At 41.7% G+C, this 16,627-nt stretch carries 21 protein-coding genes and 1 pseudogene; 1 reads left to right on the top strand and 21 read right to left on the bottom strand.

Annotated elements, in window-relative coordinates; genetic code table 11:
• Positions 1 to 68: 68 nt before the first annotated feature.
• The 19 genes and pseudogenes from ACFVTB_RS01605 to ACFVTB_RS01695 form a co-directional block, all read right to left on the bottom strand.
• A complete protein-coding gene (locus ACFVTB_RS01605; protein ID WP_387744140.1) occupies positions 69 to 644 on the bottom strand; it encodes a TetR/AcrR family transcriptional regulator in 576 nt (191 codons plus the stop codon).
• Positions 645 to 753: 109 nt separating this feature from the next.
• Positions 754 to 1,177 (bottom strand): annotated as a pseudogene (locus tag ACFVTB_RS01610) (organic hydroperoxide resistance protein).
• A gap of 332 nt (positions 1,178 to 1,509) precedes the next feature.
• The gene (locus tag ACFVTB_RS01615) at positions 1,510 to 2,046 is read right to left on the bottom strand and encodes a hypothetical protein (protein ID WP_387744143.1); all 537 of its coding nucleotides are present in this window, start codon (positions 2,044 to 2,046) and stop codon (positions 1,510 to 1,512) included.
• Positions 2,047 to 2,185: 139 nt separating this feature from the next.
• Complete coding sequence (locus ACFVTB_RS01620; protein WP_387744146.1) at positions 2,186 to 3,007, bottom strand: enoyl-CoA hydratase/isomerase family protein; 822 nt, start codon at positions 3,005 to 3,007, stop codon at positions 2,186 to 2,188.
• Between the two features lie 52 nt (positions 3,008 to 3,059).
• Positions 3,060 to 4,406 (bottom strand): MFS transporter, encoded by a 1,347-nt coding sequence (locus ACFVTB_RS01625; protein WP_387744149.1) that lies wholly within the window; start codon positions 4,404 to 4,406, stop codon positions 3,060 to 3,062.
• 59 nt (positions 4,407 to 4,465) lie between these two features.
• Positions 4,466 to 5,080, bottom strand: coding sequence for a cysteine hydrolase family protein (locus ACFVTB_RS01630; protein ID WP_387744152.1), 615 nt, complete (start codon positions 5,078 to 5,080; stop codon positions 4,466 to 4,468).
• 150 nt (positions 5,081 to 5,230) lie between these two features.
• A complete protein-coding gene (locus ACFVTB_RS01635) occupies positions 5,231 to 6,190 on the bottom strand; it encodes an aldo/keto reductase (RefSeq protein ID WP_387744155.1) in 960 nt (319 codons plus the stop codon).
• Between the two features lie 43 nt (positions 6,191 to 6,233).
• On the bottom strand, positions 6,234 to 6,848 hold the full coding sequence (locus ACFVTB_RS01640) for a cysteine hydrolase family protein (RefSeq protein ID WP_387744157.1): 615 nt from the start codon (positions 6,846 to 6,848) through the stop codon (positions 6,234 to 6,236).
• 44 nt (positions 6,849 to 6,892) lie between these two features.
• Positions 6,893 to 7,465 (bottom strand): TetR/AcrR family transcriptional regulator, encoded by a 573-nt coding sequence (locus tag ACFVTB_RS01645; RefSeq protein WP_387744160.1) that lies wholly within the window; start codon positions 7,463 to 7,465, stop codon positions 6,893 to 6,895.
• Positions 7,466 to 7,665: 200 nt separating this feature from the next.
• Positions 7,666 to 8,721, bottom strand: a complete 1,056-nt coding sequence (locus ACFVTB_RS01650; protein WP_387744163.1) for an LLM class flavin-dependent oxidoreductase — start codon at positions 8,719 to 8,721, stop codon at positions 7,666 to 7,668.
• A gap of 12 nt (positions 8,722 to 8,733) precedes the next feature.
• Positions 8,734 to 9,198 (bottom strand): MarR family winged helix-turn-helix transcriptional regulator, encoded by a 465-nt coding sequence (locus tag ACFVTB_RS01655; protein WP_387744165.1) that lies wholly within the window; start codon positions 9,196 to 9,198, stop codon positions 8,734 to 8,736.
• Between the two features lie 247 nt (positions 9,199 to 9,445).
• Complete coding sequence (locus ACFVTB_RS01660) at positions 9,446 to 9,868, bottom strand: organic hydroperoxide resistance protein (RefSeq protein ID WP_387744168.1); 423 nt, start codon at positions 9,866 to 9,868, stop codon at positions 9,446 to 9,448.
• 52 nt (positions 9,869 to 9,920) lie between these two features.
• On the bottom strand, positions 9,921 to 10,172 hold the full coding sequence (locus ACFVTB_RS01665; protein ID WP_387744171.1) for a tautomerase family protein: 252 nt from the start codon (positions 10,170 to 10,172) through the stop codon (positions 9,921 to 9,923).
• 33 nt (positions 10,173 to 10,205) lie between these two features.
• The gene (locus tag ACFVTB_RS01670) at positions 10,206 to 10,943 is read right to left on the bottom strand and encodes an SDR family NAD(P)-dependent oxidoreductase (protein ID WP_387744173.1); all 738 of its coding nucleotides are present in this window, start codon (positions 10,941 to 10,943) and stop codon (positions 10,206 to 10,208) included.
• Between the two features lie 32 nt (positions 10,944 to 10,975).
• Positions 10,976 to 11,635, bottom strand: coding sequence for an NAD(P)H:quinone oxidoreductase (wrbA, locus tag ACFVTB_RS01675; protein WP_387744176.1), 660 nt, complete (start codon positions 11,633 to 11,635; stop codon positions 10,976 to 10,978).
• A gap of 25 nt (positions 11,636 to 11,660) precedes the next feature.
• Positions 11,661 to 12,293 carry a DsbA family oxidoreductase gene (locus ACFVTB_RS01680; RefSeq protein ID WP_387744179.1) on the bottom strand — a complete coding sequence of 211 codons (633 nt, stop codon included), beginning with the start codon at positions 12,291 to 12,293 and terminating at the stop codon, positions 11,661 to 11,663.
• Positions 12,293 to 12,832 (bottom strand): NAD(P)H-dependent oxidoreductase, encoded by a 540-nt coding sequence (locus ACFVTB_RS01685; protein WP_387744182.1) that lies wholly within the window; start codon positions 12,830 to 12,832, stop codon positions 12,293 to 12,295. The genes ACFVTB_RS01680 and ACFVTB_RS01685 overlap by 1 nt, the downstream gene beginning before the upstream one ends.
• 32 nt (positions 12,833 to 12,864) lie before the next feature.
• Positions 12,865 to 13,188, bottom strand: coding sequence for an NIPSNAP family protein (locus tag ACFVTB_RS01690; protein ID WP_387744185.1), 324 nt, complete (start codon positions 13,186 to 13,188; stop codon positions 12,865 to 12,867).
• Positions 13,189 to 13,442: 254 nt separating this feature from the next.
• Positions 13,443 to 14,012 (bottom strand): TetR/AcrR family transcriptional regulator, encoded by a 570-nt coding sequence (locus ACFVTB_RS01695; RefSeq protein ID WP_387744188.1) that lies wholly within the window; start codon positions 14,010 to 14,012, stop codon positions 13,443 to 13,445.
• A gap of 118 nt (positions 14,013 to 14,130) precedes the next feature.
• Here ACFVTB_RS01695 and ACFVTB_RS01700 point away from each other — a divergent pair, with 118 nt between their 5' ends.
• A complete protein-coding gene (locus ACFVTB_RS01700) occupies positions 14,131 to 15,231 on the top strand; it encodes a GerAB/ArcD/ProY family transporter (protein ID WP_387744191.1) in 1,101 nt (366 codons plus the stop codon).
• Here ACFVTB_RS01700 and ACFVTB_RS01705 read toward each other — a convergent pair.
• Complete coding sequence (locus ACFVTB_RS01705; RefSeq protein WP_387744194.1) at positions 15,228 to 15,467, bottom strand: hypothetical protein; 240 nt, start codon at positions 15,465 to 15,467, stop codon at positions 15,228 to 15,230. The genes ACFVTB_RS01700 and ACFVTB_RS01705 overlap by 4 nt on opposite strands.
• Positions 15,464 to 16,624: a Ger(x)C family spore germination protein gene (locus ACFVTB_RS01710; RefSeq protein WP_387744197.1), complete on the bottom strand. Its 1,161-nt coding sequence runs from the start codon at positions 16,622 to 16,624 to the stop codon at positions 15,464 to 15,466. The genes ACFVTB_RS01705 and ACFVTB_RS01710 overlap by 4 nt, the downstream gene beginning before the upstream one ends.
• Positions 16,625 to 16,627: the final 3 nt, after the last annotated feature.

The following is a 16,627-nucleotide window of genomic DNA, read 5'->3' on the forward strand; positions in this document are numbered from 1 at the left end:
TTTATTTATTATTCCTATTGCTTTGCAAACGTAGACGGTAAGTTTGATGCTATTTAAGAAATAGCCCTTCAATTCAATAACGACATATTTGTCTCTACGATCTGTTCTAACTTTTCCTTGTCTGTGCTCGATTTCACCATTACGCGAAGTCCAATTAAGGCATTATTAAAAAAAGAGGACAGCGATTCCGGCTGGAGATTCTCGGCTAGCTCTCCCGATCGATGCCCCTCCTCGATCAGCTCGCATATCAATTGTTCTGTGAAGTTCCAATTCAATTGAACACATTCTTTGGCTTCTGCATCGTGCTGGGCCAATTCGACCGCGGTATTCGTGATGAAGCAGCCGTCGGGCAACTCTTCCCGCTGTTGAATAGCCATTTCGAACAGCAGCCTGATTGCTTCCTTAGCCGTACGGGTTTCCGCTAGCCTTCGCTTTACCGATTGCTCCAACATATCGGAATATCGCTTTAAGGTTTTGATATATAGTGATCTTTTATCACCAAAGGTATCGTACAGACTCCCTCTATGAACCCCCATATGGGAGACAAGTTCCTGCATGGATGTTTTCTCATAGCCTTGATCCCAGAATAGATGCATAGCTTTAAGCAGAACGGCATCTTCATCGAACTCCTTAGGCCTGACCATCTTGCTCACTCCTTTCAATAATATAATTATAATTATAATTGAAGAACGATCGATCGAAAATGTTTTCGATTCAATCTAAAGTCATTCAAAGTCTCGATAGTTCTGCTAATTAATCCACTACGTTCGTGATGACTGCGATATTACCGCGGGTTGCTCGTGAATAGGGGCAAATATCATGGGCTTCCTCGACGATTTGTTGTGCGACACTAGTTTCTACACCCTTAATCGAAATGTCCATGTTTACCGACAAGACAAAGCCGTCGTTTACATCCTTGCCGATCGTAACATGGGACGTTATTTTAATGCCTTCTGATTTTATTCTCTTTTTTTCTGAGAACAATGCCCATCGCACCTTCGAAGCACGCGGCAAATCCGGCTGCGAATAGCTGCTCAGGATTAGTTCCATGTCCGCCAGGTCCTCCCATTTCCACAGGAACTTTTAACTCTAAGTCAAGAACACCATCACTGGACACCGCTTTACCTGCCCTTCCGCCTTCTACTAATACGGTAGCCGTGTACAATTCCTTTTCCATTATATCCATCTTGGCTGCTCTCCTTTGCAATGTAGAATTCTTACATGCCATTTTGGGCAAATCCTTGTTTCCCATGCTGAGTAAATGTCATCTTTCTCCAGGGTCTCTACGCTGCTATTACAGAACGATCGTTCTTAAATAATTGATCCTTTACTTTTTCGGCAATTACAAAGTACTTTTCCCTGAATTAAGTCAACCATAATGGTCTCAATACTCCGAGCTTATTCATGTGTCTCTATCTATGAAGATCAAGTATATTACAGATCGCCCTTCACAAGACCTATGAGGGCGATTCTGTATTATGGACCAGTTTTCCGAGCTATGGGATGAACTTACCCGCGCGCAGCACGTGCGATGCTTTCCGCAAAAAGCGGCGTTTCGCGTCTGTTGTGATCCTCAACAATTTCTTGTCTAGCCGTCGCTACCTGTTCGAGCGTTAGTCCCTGGCCTTCAATGATTTTTAAAAAATCATTGGTAGGATGTGATTTAACTGAATTCGTAAATTCTGTTTTATTATCATCGAAAGGCTTTACGCTAAGCTCCCAGATCACTTGCATTTGTGTTCTTCCGTTTGTAAGGAAGATGTCAGATGTAGAGACCATCCGGCAAAAATCCTTATTGACGACCTCTCCGACATAATGCTGTACTGCGAGACTTGTGCCGATTGTTTCTACGTTGATAGACATTGGACGACCGTCTTCCGTTGTGGTAGTTCCTACGGCAATATGATCAGGAGGACAGCATCGTTGATATTCAGCATCGGAAAGTGAAAAAATCCACTTCCCGATATCGACTTTCTCAATAGGAACGTCGATAACATGATTACAGATTGATTGGGTGAGCGTAAGGTCTTGGCGTATCCCGGACAATTGAAAAACCTGCCTCTCTATTTTTAGGTCTTCGTTATTATGAGGTTACTTAAGCAGGTTTATTCAAGAAAACATGAGAAGCAGCGACCGTATTCTCAACGTTTTATTACAAAAAGCCTCGCGTTCGGATCATCATTCTTTATTCCAGACTTCCTATTTGTTGGCCTAGGTGAAGTTCGAAATCACTTGGTTTGCCAAGACCGCGTGCAAAAGCGGTCGACACCTTTCTCTGCGTGTTTGGTGACATCGCTCCTGTAACAAAAACTGTTCGAGATTCCAATATTTCTTCAGCTTCAGGAACCCCGGTCCGATTAAGAAGTTTCTTCGCATCATTTAGCGTCTGTTTATCAAATGACGATATTCTACGAGCCAGGTTTTCCACAAAACCGTCTAATTCTGCATCGGGTATAGCTCTGTTAATCCATCCATAACGTTCTGCTGTTGCGGCATCGAAATCATCGGCACCAAGTACAATTTCAAGTGCCCGAGCACGTCCTGCTAAACGGACCAAAGCCTCGTTAGCGCCTCCCCCGGGTACGACGCCGATACCAACTTCAGGTTGTCCAAAGATTGCCTTTTCCTTGCTTGCAAACCTCATATCGCAGGCCAACGCAAACTCACTGCCAACTCCTCGTGCTCGGCCTCGAATTTCGGCTATGGTAACAACCGAGATTCTGTACAGTCGCGCGACGAAATCAATCCAGGCCGGCAGCTCGATATCCTTAGGTGTCTTTTGTTTTTCACCAGCTCGCGCCATATCGTAGTGTGCAATGAAATATTCAGGATCGGAGCTATCGAAAACAATAACCTTCAAATCATTGTCAGTCTCGATTTGATCCATGAGTGTTAATAGTTCGAAAATTGTGTCAGGATCGAGAAGATTTATAGGCGGATTTTGAAAACTAATTCGCCAATAAGCAGGTGTTTTTCGATTGACAGTAAATTGTTTGTACGTGTGCATATTCAATTCTCCATTCTTCTATATAGTTTTGTATCTGATTCTAATTCTCGAGTTACGTGCTTCTTGCCTCATTGTCAGGTAAGGAAGCGGTTCGGTGATTCGACAGCAAATATCGAAACAATAACAATAACGAGCAAACACCTACTGCTATCAAGACGGCATATACAAATTCATAGGCATGGACAAGTGATGATTTCTTCTGATAGTCGAGCAGCATACCGCAAAATGCAACGGAAAATGAACCGCCGAAAAACTGAATGAGCTGCATGAATCCCATACCTGAACCAATCAAGTTGAATGGCAAAATGCGAGACGTTTCATTATTTAATGCTGATAACGATGCAGAAGCCGCAGGCGAGAAGAATAAGTACCCAAACAAGATTACAGCCGGCGATGTACCTAAAAATGCCCAAAATACAATCAAAACTAAGGTTAAAATGACATGTCCTATAATGAGGACGGGAATATTACCGTATCGATCAATCCAGCGCCCTACATAACGCGATAGAAAGGCAGATAAAACAGCGCCAGGCGCAATCATAAGGCCGATGATCAGCGGCGAATCTCTAAATATACTTGCTAGTACCAGCGGCATGATAAACAAATTCCCAAGATTCAACATCAGGATACTGAAACCTACAAAAAGCAGTTTCCGATACTTTGGTTCTGTAAAGAGTTTCGGGTTGATGAAAGATTCTTTTTTATGATTTAGATGCCAGATATGGGCAGCGATCGATATGATTCCGACAATCAGCCACAAGAATGATCGTTGTGTGACGGCAGTCAGAATCGCCACAGCGTTGACAATGGTCAGAACGGCGCCCAGCGAATCAAATCGGAATGGCTTTGGCTGTTCTTTGGGGAGCAACCGCAGTAAAACAGGAAGAAGTACAAGCACAAGGCTCGTGAAGCCGAATAACCCGTTCCAGCCGATAAATTCGGTGATCAGCCCTCCGACGATCGGTCCAAGACCGAATGCCATGGCAGATCCCGCCGAAATCATGGAGATCGCTCGGCCTCGTCTCTCATAAGGTATATACCGGCTGGCGATAACCAGACCGAGTCCCGCCGTCACGCCTGCGCCGGCAGATTGAGCAATTCGAGCGAACAAAAGCGCTTGAAAACTGGTAGCAAAGATGCCAAAGACAGACGCGAGACCCAATATTATTAATCCAACCGTCAACAGTCTTCGGATCGGCAGTACGTCGGAAAGTCTACTGTAAATCATGGTCGATAAGGCATATCCAATCGAGTAACTTGATATAATCCATGAACCAAGAGAAGCCGAAACGTCAATATCCCGAATAATGCTGGGGATAGAGACATTAAACATCGTCGTATTCATTAGTACAATGAACAGCCCGAAGGTCCATACCGGCATTACAACTTTGTCATTCATGTTGAACACTTCCTTATCTAATCCTACACTTTGTTGTGTTTGTCTAATAAAAACAGTTTTTATAGTTTGGCAAGAAGTTCTTCTGTTGTGAGTATTGCATGGGCAAATGTAGGGCCGTTAATTTCATGTGCCGCATGCAACGCCTCTTTTGTAAAAGCCGATGTCGCGTCTTTGACGAGCGTAACATTGTAGCCGAGCTCCATGCCGAATCTCGCGGTCGCTTCGATGCACGTATTGGCTAACATGCCGACAACGATAATTTTTTGCAGGCCATGCATCTTCAGTTGATGATCCAGATCCGTATTCGCGAATCCACTGCTGCCCCAATGTTCTTTAATAATCACATCGCCCTGTTGGGGCTGGAAGTCAGGATGGAATTCACCGCCCCATGAATCTTTGGCAAAGACCTGACCTTGTTTTGCTTTAAGTTGATAAGGCGTCGGGTGCAGCCAAGAATCAAAATCATTTGGTTCAGCTCTGTGATGAGGCACATAAAAAACACGAATACCAGCTTTACGAGCAGCTACAACGGTCTCTTTTAAATGTTTGAGCATGTTTACGGATTCCGATACTTCTTTCGTACGAGGATAGAGCTTGCCTTCCTCTGACAAAAAATCATTATACGGATCAACTAATAGAAGTCCTGTCGTTGTTTTATCATACACTTTTGTCATGGGTATACACTCCTTTTGTGGTTAACAATAGTTACTTCTAAAGGTGTTGCTGAAATTGTTTACTCTGATGCCTTATCCTTCTCATTTCAATAGTGACCTATTCATTTCGTCTACACTCGCCTAGTCAGCAGTACGAGCTCTTCGGCCAATTCACATCATGTTATTTTCCCATGCTCCTCGGATTTCCACATCGGTTGACTTCGCGGCTTGCTCCAGTTCGTCGATTTCCTTATTTGTCAACTCGACGTTACTGGCAGAAACGGCGCTGGCGATATGCGATGGTTTCGTCACGCCAATAATCGGAACCGTTCCTTTAGCGATTGCCCAAGCAATTGCAATTTCAGCTGGTTGGACATGATATCGTAAGCCGATTTCTCTCATCAGCTCTATCAGATCTTCAAGTTTGACAAGTATCTCTTGATGGAAGGCGTCTCCTCTTCGGGTTCCCGCTTTAAAAGGATTCTGAGCATGATACTTACCAGTTAATGCACCTTGCTCCAATACCATGTAGGAGAAGAAAATCAAATCGTTGGCTCTGCAATACTCAATGATTCCCGCCTCTTCTGATGAACGATAAAGTAGACTGTAATGATTTTGAACGGCTGAGAGTCGGAGTCCTTCTTGAGCCAAAATGTTCGCCGCTAGCTTAATCTCCTCCAAATTATGATTGGACACGCCTGCGTACTTGACTTTCCCGCTTTTCATCAACGGGATCAATTTAGCAGTCCAGCGCTGAACGTCTTTCGGATTGTGAATCCAATAAATATCAACATGATCTCTTTCAAGCCGCTGCATGCTTCCAGCGAGGGATTCTTCAACAGCATCGTCTGTCTGATCATCCCGGGGCGTGAATTTCGTAGAGATCAGGACGTCCTCTCTCCCGTGAATGAACTTTCCTAGGATTGCTTCTGAAGCGCCCATGCCGTAAACCGCGGCTGTGTCCCAAAGGTTTAATCCGGCATTCATTGCCTCATTAAATAGGGGGTTGAGGTCCTCAGATAAGAGTTCATTCCCAAAAATAGCGTCTCCTCCGTTAGCGCCGGTTCCCCAAGACCAGGTACCTAGAGCAACAGCCGGGATAGGAGTGTTTTTTAGCTGCACGGTTTTCATGGTTACATCTCTCCTCTTATCCTTCAGTTTCTCTGTAGGTTTTTTATAACACTGCAAGAAGTTCTTTAGTTGTTAGAATAGCGTGTGCAAAAGTTGGTCCATTAATGTCATGCGCCGCATGCATAGCTTCTTTACTAAAAGCAGCTGTTGCATCTTTAACAAGGGTAACATGGTAACCAAGCTCCATTCCGAAGCGTGCAGTCGCTTCGATGCATGTATTGGCTAACATACCTATAACAATAATCTTCTGTACACCATGCATTTTAAGCTGATGGTCCAAGTCCGTGTTAGCGAACCCGCTGCTGGCCCAGTGCTCTTTAATAACCACATCTTCCTTCTGAGGTTGAAAATCTGGATGGAATTCCCCGCCCCATGAACCTTTAGCAAACACCTGCCTTTCTTTAGTAAGAAGTTGATACGGAGTTGGGTGCAGCCAATTTTCGAAATCATCCGGCTCAGATCTGTGATGAGGAACAAAAAAGACTTGAATACCGGCTTCCCGTACAGCGCCAACAATTTCTTTTAAATGTTCGAGTAAATTTACGGAATCAGCTACTTCTTTAGCACGAGAGAAACTCTTGCCTTCCGGTGACAAGAAGTCATTGTAAGGGTCAACCAAAAGAAGCCCTGTTGTTGTATGATCGTATACTCTTGACACGGATATACACTCCCTTTAAGTAATTTTGAAATTATAAAATACCCTCAATTTATTACGGACAAATTCATTTCAATAATTTGCTGTAACTTCTCCCTGTCCGTTATCGTTTTGACCATAACGCGAAGTCCAATCAATGCATTGTTAAAGTATTGAGAAAGCCATTCCGCGTTGAGCGTATTGGAAATTTCGCCCGATTGTTGCCCTTCTATAATAAGGTCACGCATCAACTGTTCCGTATAGTCCCAGAACTGATTGACGCAATCTCTTGCTTCAGAATCATGTTTTGCCAACTCAACCGCGGTATTTACGATGAAGCAGCCCATAGGAGACTCCTCCCCTTGATATACAGCCCTTTCAAATAACAGTCGGATTGCTTCTTTGGCAGAAAGGCCAACCATACGAAGCTTATACGATTGCTCTAACCTTTCAATATAATGTTTCAACGCTTTGATATATAAAGATTTCTTATCGCCAAAGGTATCATACATGCTCCCTTTATGAATCCCCATGTGTGAAACTAGTTCCTGCATAGAAGTCTTCTCATATCCCTGGTCCCAGAATAACCTCATGCCTTTAAACAAAACTTCATTTTCATCAAACTCCTTTGTTCTGACCACTCGTATCCCTCCTTTCAAAGAGCATGTCTCTTATCTGGAACGATCGGTCGTAAACATATTTGAACGACCGTTCTTAAACTTGTATAGCAAATTTAGCACATTAAGAACGGTCGGTCAAGAACTAATTTGAACGACCGTTCTTAAATGAGTGTAACAATGAAAATGATCGACCCCTGGTCTGGTTAGTTAGATGTCTTCTGTTAGCTCACATTATTTGCTTCCCATCTTGCAATTTCATCTCGAACTCGTGGCGCTACTTCTTTCCCTAACAACTCAATGGCTTTCATAACATCCTCATGTGGCATGGTGCCAACCGGCAAGTGCAAGAAAAATCGTGTGAAGCCTAACTGCTTGCGCATAAAAATGATTTTATTGGCAACCGTTTCAGGATCACCAACATATAGAGCACCTTCCAGGGTACGTGAAGCATCGAATTGGGATTGAGTATATTGTCCCCAACCACGTTCTTTGCCGAAATAGTTAAATGATGCTTGGGTAGGCGGAAAATACTTCTCTACAGCAAGTGGGGTACTCTCTGCAACAAACCCGAGTGAGTGAACGGCTATTTTCAATTTTGATACATCATGCCCGGCACGAGCAGCTGCCTTCTTATAAAGCGGAACGAGCGGCGCAAAGTTCAAAGGACTCCCGCCAATAATGGCGAGTACAAGCGGCAGTCCCAGCTGCCCTGCTCGTATAACTGAATCCGGATTTCCTCCACTTCCAAGCCATACAGGTAATTGGTGCTGAACGGGACGTGGATACACGCCTAAATTTGTAAAGGCAGGCCGAAATCCACCTTTCCAGGTAACTTTCTCTGACTCCCTTAATTTCAATAAAAGTTCCAATTTCTCCTCAAACAGTTCATCATAATCTTTTAAATCATACCCGAACAAGGGGAACGCATCGACCATAGAGCCTCGACCCGCAATAATCTCAGCACGACCATTCGAAATGCCATCAAGCGTGGCAAATTGCTGGAACAAACGCACAGGATCTGCCGCAGAAAGCACTGTAACCGAGCTGGTTAGACGAATCTTTTTAGTCATCGACGCTGCAGCCGCCAGAATGACGGCTGTCGCGGAATCACCGAACTCTTTCCGATGATGCTCGCCAACCCCAAATACATCGAGCCCCACCTGGTCAGCAAGAACGATTTCTTCAACAACCTCACGCAAACGCTGTGCATGACTGATTGTTTCGCCTGTTACAACATCCGGAGTTGTTTCGACAAATGTATCTATACCTATTTCCATGATTAATTCCTCCTATTTGGTATTGCCTTCACGATGTTTGATGCCATACCCGATTTTCTTCAACACTTGTATCAGTTCGAATTTCTCTTCATCTGTCGCGAAAGATAAATTGTCTGAGATCAATTGGGCATGCTTGGGGAAAATCTGATCAAAGTTGTTTCGGCCTTCAGCAGTTAAAGCCACATTCGTTTTTCGCCGGTCATCCGGGATTGGGACTCGTTCCACTAGCCCCTTCTTTTCAAGCTTGTCAACCACGTAGGTGATGCTCCCGCTTGGAATCGAGAAGGTATCGCTTATTTTTTGAATGGGCTGTGGCCCTTTATTATAAAGAAACTCTAAAATTTGGAAGGTATCTATACTAAGACCATTACTTACAATGTCACGCTCTAAACTCGCGTACAACTCTTTTACCATATTTCTTAATACGCGCACCAGCTTTAAATCAAGTTCCTTTCCTTCCGCATCGCGTTCAGCCAAATGTAATCCTCCTATCCCTTCGAAATTATATCCTACAATTATTTAATTATAGGATATAATTCTGTCAACCTCACAAGCTCATGTTTATCGATTGACAAAAACTCAACTGATTCATCCATTCACAAGCTTTACTCTGTTCTTTAGTTTCTTTGGTCATTATTAAATCAAAAATGGAGCACACGGTAAAAACCTAGTGTGCTCCATTTCGTTCAACTTCCTTTGACATAAAGCAATCCGTGCACAGAAATTAATCCACCACGTTCGTGATGACTTCAATATTACCGCGGGTTGCTCGGGAATAAGGACAAACATCGTGGGCTTCCTCGACGATTTGTTTCGCGACGCTCGTTTCTACGCCCTTAATTGAGATGTCCATGTTTACCGACAAGACAAAGCTGTCATTTACATCCTTTCCAATCGTAACACGCGACGTTATTTTTGTGCCTTCTGCTTTGATTCTCTTTTGTCTCAGAACAACGCCCAACGCGCCTTCAAAGCATGCTGCAAACCCAGCTGCGAACAACTGCTCCGGATTGCTTCCGTGTCCGCCGGGCCCTCCCAATTCCTGAGGAACTTTTAGTTCCAAATCAAGGGCACCATCGCTGGATACCGCTTTGCCTGCCCTTCCGCCTTCTACTGTTACGGTAGCCGTGTACAATTTCTTTTCCATTTTTCCATTTTCGCTGCTCTCCTTTACAATGTAGTACTCGGAAATTAACCCATTATAGCGACTGTAGGTCCTTCTTTTTATCTGCAAGTTGTCGACGATATTCTAACGCAGGCAATCCACCCCAACCCCAATTATCTGTATCAACCTCTTCGATAACAACAAAAGTAGATTCTAGCGGTTTGTTCAGAACGTTAAGCAGAAGTTCACTAACCCCTTTAATAAGCTCCGCTTTTTCTTCTGCAGTGACAGATTGACGATCGGGCGTAGTACCCTCACGAGTTACTTGAATGGTGACAATCGGCATCGATATCCTTCTCCTCTCAATTAAAATATATATTTAGCGTCCCGCATTCTGTCCGCCATCAACATAAATGGTCTCACCTGTTACAAACTCAGCCGAATCCAAAAATAAAACGGCATCCACAACTTCATGTGCCTCACCCATCCGACCCATTGGATGCAGCTTAGCTAGCGCTTCGTGTGATTCGATGGCGTGCATCGGTGTTTTAATGACTCCAGGCGAAACTGCATTTACTCGAATGCCTCGAGAAGCATATTCAATTGCTAGCGATTTCGTAGCTGCTTTCACGCCGCCCTTTGTTAGCGAAGCCAGTACGGAAGGAACCGCAGAAGATGGCCGATCTACCAGACTCGTTGTGATGGAAACAATGTGTCCCGTTCCTTGCTTCAACATTTGTGTCACCGCTCGCTGCGTAACATGGAAGAACCCAACAACATTAGTGGATAAATAGGTAGTAAAATCCTCTTCCGTGTACTCTGTAAATGGCTTGGACAAAAAGATACCAGCATTATTTACCAATGTGTCGATGCGACCATAATGTGTCACACTTTCATCGATTAATTGTTGTGCAACCTTAGGATCAGCAATATCGCCGCCAACAAATCGCACTTGCTTTCCTGTAGGATCGATTTCCTTTGCAACCTCGGCTAGTGCTTGTTCTCGGCGCCCGTTTATAACCACATTAGCGCCTTGCTTCACCACCTCAATGGCCATAGCCTTCCCAAGACCGCTGCTTCCACCAGTTATGACAAATACTTTTCCTTGAATAGTCATTTTGTTGTCACTCCTTTATGTTTATCTATTTATTATTGTCCTAAACCGTTTACTACCAATCCCGCAATCGTTACAGTGCGTTTTGCTTGATGCTCGGCAGCAGCACGTACGTCTTCCTTCATAGCTCCGTTTTGATCTACTGTTACACTTGTACCATAAGGATTGCCTCCAGCTACAAATACAGAGGGGTCCGTAAATCCTGGAGCTGCAACAATCGCACCCCAGTGGTACATGGAAGTGTACAGTTGAAGGATCGTTTGTTCTTGTCCAGCATTCGGATTTTGAGCGGAAGTCATTGCACTTACAACTTTATTCACCGTTTTGCCTTGAGCCCAAAGACCACCTGTTGTATCCAGGAATTGCTTCATTTGAGCTGGAAGATTGCCGAATCGAGTAGGCATGCTAAAGATGATCGCATCTGCCCATTCCAAGTCTGCTAAAGATACTGTTGGAATGTTCTTAGTTTCTTCAAGATGCGCTTTCCAAGACGGACTGCCATCAATTACGGACTGTGGCGCTGTTTCCGCTACTTTTAGAATTTTCACATCTGCCCCTGCTTTACGGCCACCTTCCGCCGCCCATTGAGCCAACTGAAAGTTTGTACCATTGGAACTGTAGTAGATTACCGCTAAATTCACTTTTTTAGACATTTGTGAGGTCTCCTTATTAAATAGTTTTTTTAAAAAACTCATAGCCCATCGCTCCATTAATTGAAGTTTAAATATTTTGAAATACTTGAATAAATTCATCGGGAGATTTTAAACCAGATAGCTTGATCTCGTTATTTACCATAAAGTAAGGAACCCCTCTGATTCCTAGCTTTTGAGCGTCACTTTGACCTGACTCCACTTTTTCAAGACCCTCGCCGTTCAAAAGACGAATTTTGAGTTCAGAGGGATCATCAACAATTCCACTGGCTTTTCCTATCTCCGTAAGTTCATTGACATCACCAATGTTAATGCCTTTTTCAAAGTAAGCCGTATACATGTTCTCAATCAGTTGCTCTTGCAACTCTTCTGGAGTAATAGCAATTAACTGATGAGACAGTGTCGTATTGGGTGTATATTTTACGGTATCCATATTAAATGTAAGACCGAAATGAGCTCCATAATCGTTGTACTGCTTCATTCTCGCTTCGAACTGTGCAGTACCGCCTAAACGACCAATCATAACTTCCCGATAATCTTCTCCTTCAGGACGAATACCAGGGTTAAGCTGAAAAGCATGCCAACGGATGGTTGCCTCAGTGCCTTCAGGCAATTGTTTCAAAGCAGTTCGCAGGCTGGCTGTTCCCATGCGACACCATGGGCAAATCGTATCCATGAAAACATCTATGATCAAATTTTTCATTATTCAACCACAACCGGCTTTACCGTTTTAATGTGCTGAACGTAATCTATACTGCTTTGTACCAATCTTTCTTCCGTAATATCGGAAGTGTCATTTATTGAATAGTGAGGAAGATACGAGGCACTAATAAAATGAGCCAATGCTTCCATCGGTCGCAAAATTTCTTGTAAAGTAAAGCGATTGAATCCAGTCGCTTGGTACGATTCTGCTGTACCGAAGGTCGAAGTCGCGACGCCGATTTCTTTACCTGCTGTCTTTGTTCCTTCCGGACCAAAAGCCCAGCCATATTGCAGTACGGAGTCAAACCACTTTTTCAACAGTGACGGCGTGCTGTACCAGAAAATCGGATACTGGAAAATAATCCGGTCATGCGACTCAATTAGTTGCTGCTCTTTTGAAATATCAATGTTCTCGTCCGGATATGTTTTATACAATTCATGTATCGTAATATCATCATGTTTTTGCAATTCCTTCACCCATGATTTATGCCAGTTGGATGCTTCCATATTAGGATGAGCAACAATTACTAAAGTTTTCATTATATTAGCTCCATTCATCATTGTTATTTGAATTATTTATTCTTAAAAAAAGATACATCTTTCATGAAAATACTTTCTTGCTTTTCAATTAAAGCTCCATCAAGCTCAGAAACTCTCTTTACTTCAATCCATACAGGATCATTACGAAAACGATCATAGTTAAGATTACGCATTTCCATATTTTCATGCTCAACCACGTAATATAGACGATTGTTCCCATCATCAGAATCTTCCCAAAAATGCGTTATTTTCATGTTATGATTCATAAATAACTGGATAACGTGATCTCTGAATCTATCTTGAATAATCTTCATCTTACCTGGAAGAATATAATAAATTCGCAGCTCGTATAGCACCTCTTCCCACCTCCTTTTCTGAATTTAATCTATCTACTAATAGGTAGATAAAGTTCAAAAAAAATATTACATTGCTTATTCAAGAACAAGCAGGCAAGTATCCTTGATAGCTCCAATATGGAACGTTGAATCATTGTTCTTGTGTTGAAATTCTATCTTTTAATAGATAAAATGTCAACCATAAATTCAGTTTGTTTTGGAATTTTTCTATTTATTAAAAGATAGATAATGAGTGTAAAAATATCCGCTTATATCTAAATTAAAGCGGATATTAGTCCCTCAGCAATCATATGAAACCTATTTTGATCCCGAAAACTTCTTGCTAATAACTGTGCTCCTTGAAGTGAAGCAAGAAATTGATGCGCAAGCACATCTGTAGAACCAGTAAAGTTTAAATGACCTTCACTCCGTCCCTGATCCAACACTCGTTTTAACCATTCCAAATTGCTAGAAAACAACTGTGCTATTCCTTCTTGTGTTTTACCTGATAAAGAAGCTAAATCAGTGGAAAGCATGACACCCATACAAGTACAATAATGTTTGACTGGGTCACTATAAAGCAGTATAAACTTACGCAATTTTTCTAGATTATTCCCTGTTTCGGCATCAATTTGAGCAATGAAAGAAATAAAATTTCTGTGATACCTCTCAATCAGCGCTTCTCCAAGATCCTCCTTATTAGGGAAATAGTAATGGATACTTGCGGTTCGTATCCCTACTTGTTTTGCTATGTGTGCATAGCTGAAACCGTTAAACCCATGTTCCTGCACAATGGACTGAGCAGTATCTAGAATCACTTCTGCTGTATTTTTATTTTTATTCATGTCTGCATTCTATCTTTTAATAGGTATCCTGTCAAACATCAGATTTAATTTCCAAAAATGGTATACGAACGGTCAATAGTGGGAATAAATGATGTATATTTTTTGAAGGAGCACTCCCATGAAACCAATGGAAAAAATATCGACGAGTCAATTAAGCTTATTACTTTTTTCCTTTATAGCTCCTACAATTATTTTAGTTATACCAAGTATGATCTCCGAAATTGCAAAGCAAGATGCTTGGATAACTATTTTCCCTTCTTTTTTGATCGGAACATTAAATATTTGGATAATGATAACTTTGTCGAAACGATACCCTGATCAAACTATCATGCAGTACAGTTCACATATTATAGGCAAGTGGCTTGGAAGGTGCTTGGGGTTATACCTCATTTATTATTGGATTAACTTTGATTTCATCATTCTTAATCAACATATCCAATTTATTAGTACCATTTTGCTTCCAAAGACTCCTTCAATCATTGTCAGTCTTTCATTGGCACTTTTATGCGGTATAGCCGCTTATATGGGACTCGGATCTATCGCAAGAAGCAATGAGTTCCTTGCTTTAGTCATGCTTTTTTTGTTGATTCCACTTGTGATGCTCCTCTTCGCTAAATCCGATCCTGAGCTGCTCCGGCCTATTATGAGTGAAGGAATGGTTCCAATCCTTCAGGGTTCCCTATTTCCAGCGGCATATTTAAGTCAGTTTTTTATTTTAAGTTGGCTTTATCCTTATCTAGAGAAACAAAGAAAATCCATTAAAGCTTCCTTCTTGGGATTAATTCTCATTTCAGCGCTTTTTGCAGTGACTGTTTTACCTTTAATCATGATCTTTGGGCCATTATCCGATAAATTGACTTTTCCAATGTTAAGCGTTATTCAATTTATTGGCTTGCAAGGAAGTTTTGAACGTGTAGAGGCTTTAGCGGTAGCTATATGGGTTATGGGTAGTTTTATTAAAATATCTCTGACCTTCTTTATTATCTGCCTAAGTATATGTCATCTTTTCAACGTTCAAAATTACAAAAATTTCGTACTTCCAGTAACTATATTATCCGTGTTTGGATCAGTTTCAGTTTTTATAAACTACTCCACTGATCTAAATAATTATTTGAAGTACACTTATCCAAGCTATTCACTTTTGACACAATTGTTCTTACCTCTTGCGCTTCTGATTATCGATACGATAAAGAGATTTTGGAGGAAGTTACCACGTTAGTTCCATTGCTTTAAAATGAATTTCCCGATGGGTTCGAAGATAATTCTTGCAATCGTTGCTGTGCTAGGTATATTTACTTGTGCAATTTGGAGAGCACATAAAATGATACACATCCCCATCAAGCAACCATATAAAACAGCCAATTTAAACTGATTTCGGTTTAGAAATCCATGTATTTTATAAATCGACCAACTCGACATCAGAATAACAACAGTTCCTAATTTAACCATAATCATTTTTCGTTCTCCTTCTCTGGCAGTTCCAAGAACGAATTTACCATTCCTGTTCCCTTTATTACCAACTTAACATCAAGCGATATATCTATTTCTGGAAAATTTTCATCCCATTGTTTTTTCAATACAGCCCATTTCTCAGGATTATTCTTATGCACTTCGCGACCAAAGCCAATGCTATCCACTTTATATTTCTTCTGAATCTTGAATAAAGAATTTTGAACCTGCTTCTTGGTCGCATCTTCTAATGCACTCTTTACGATCTTCAAGTCCTTCGGTTCATTTATATTCAATCCCGTAGTATTTTCAATGAGGCTTCCTTCACCTTCAAGTTGAACTTTAAATTTCACAGTATCGTCCATAGTCTGCATTATTATTTTGCGGTTTGCATGGATTAATCTCATTCCAACCTCTCCATTGTATTTAGGTAAATTTGCTGTAATTCTACCGGATTTCAGCTTGTCCGTAAGCCACATCATCCCTAATGCTTCTTTTTCATTCAGGAATCCTAATAATTTATAATCTTTAAAAACACCGGCGCCCGTCAGATTAAAATTTTGATTTTTTGTACCTTTTGAGTGGATATCCGGTTCGATTCCCCCTACAACAGGATGAACGCCTTCACTTACAGATGAAATAAAAAAATCACGCAGTGTAACTGCCAAATCCTCTCCTGATAATCCTATTTCCTTTACAGCTTCGATGGTTAATTGCTTTAAAGGATAATTTATTTGTAAAATACTCCGCCCTTCTTCTCCTTTTACAATCATGATGTAGGTCTTTAAACGATTCCTAGGATCGTGAGTAAAAATGTCAAGTGCGTCTTTAATTCCATGCTTTGCTAAACGTTCACCAATAAAAATAATGCTCCGATGTGAGAGAAACAATGTACGCGAAATCTTTTTTTGAAGTTTTTGATGAATCTCATTTCCGTTTTTCCCCTCTGCGGAAATGATGAAAAATCTCTCGTTATCTTTAGTACTGTTCCCTGTTTCAGTAGTTGTGGGGATAGCGATTTGAAGGGAACAGCTCATAGTGCCATCTTCCAACAGGTCTAAGGATGTACCTGTAACAAAAGCAAGATCGTTGATTTCCGTTCGATCCCAACATCCGCAAAGAATGATGAAAGTAAACAGTACAATCCATTTGGGCGTTCTCATCTC

Origin of the sequence: Paenibacillus sp. NPDC058071 (assembly GCF_042885235.1) — a bacterium.
Lineage (GTDB): Bacteria > Bacillota > Bacilli > Paenibacillales > Paenibacillaceae > Pristimantibacillus.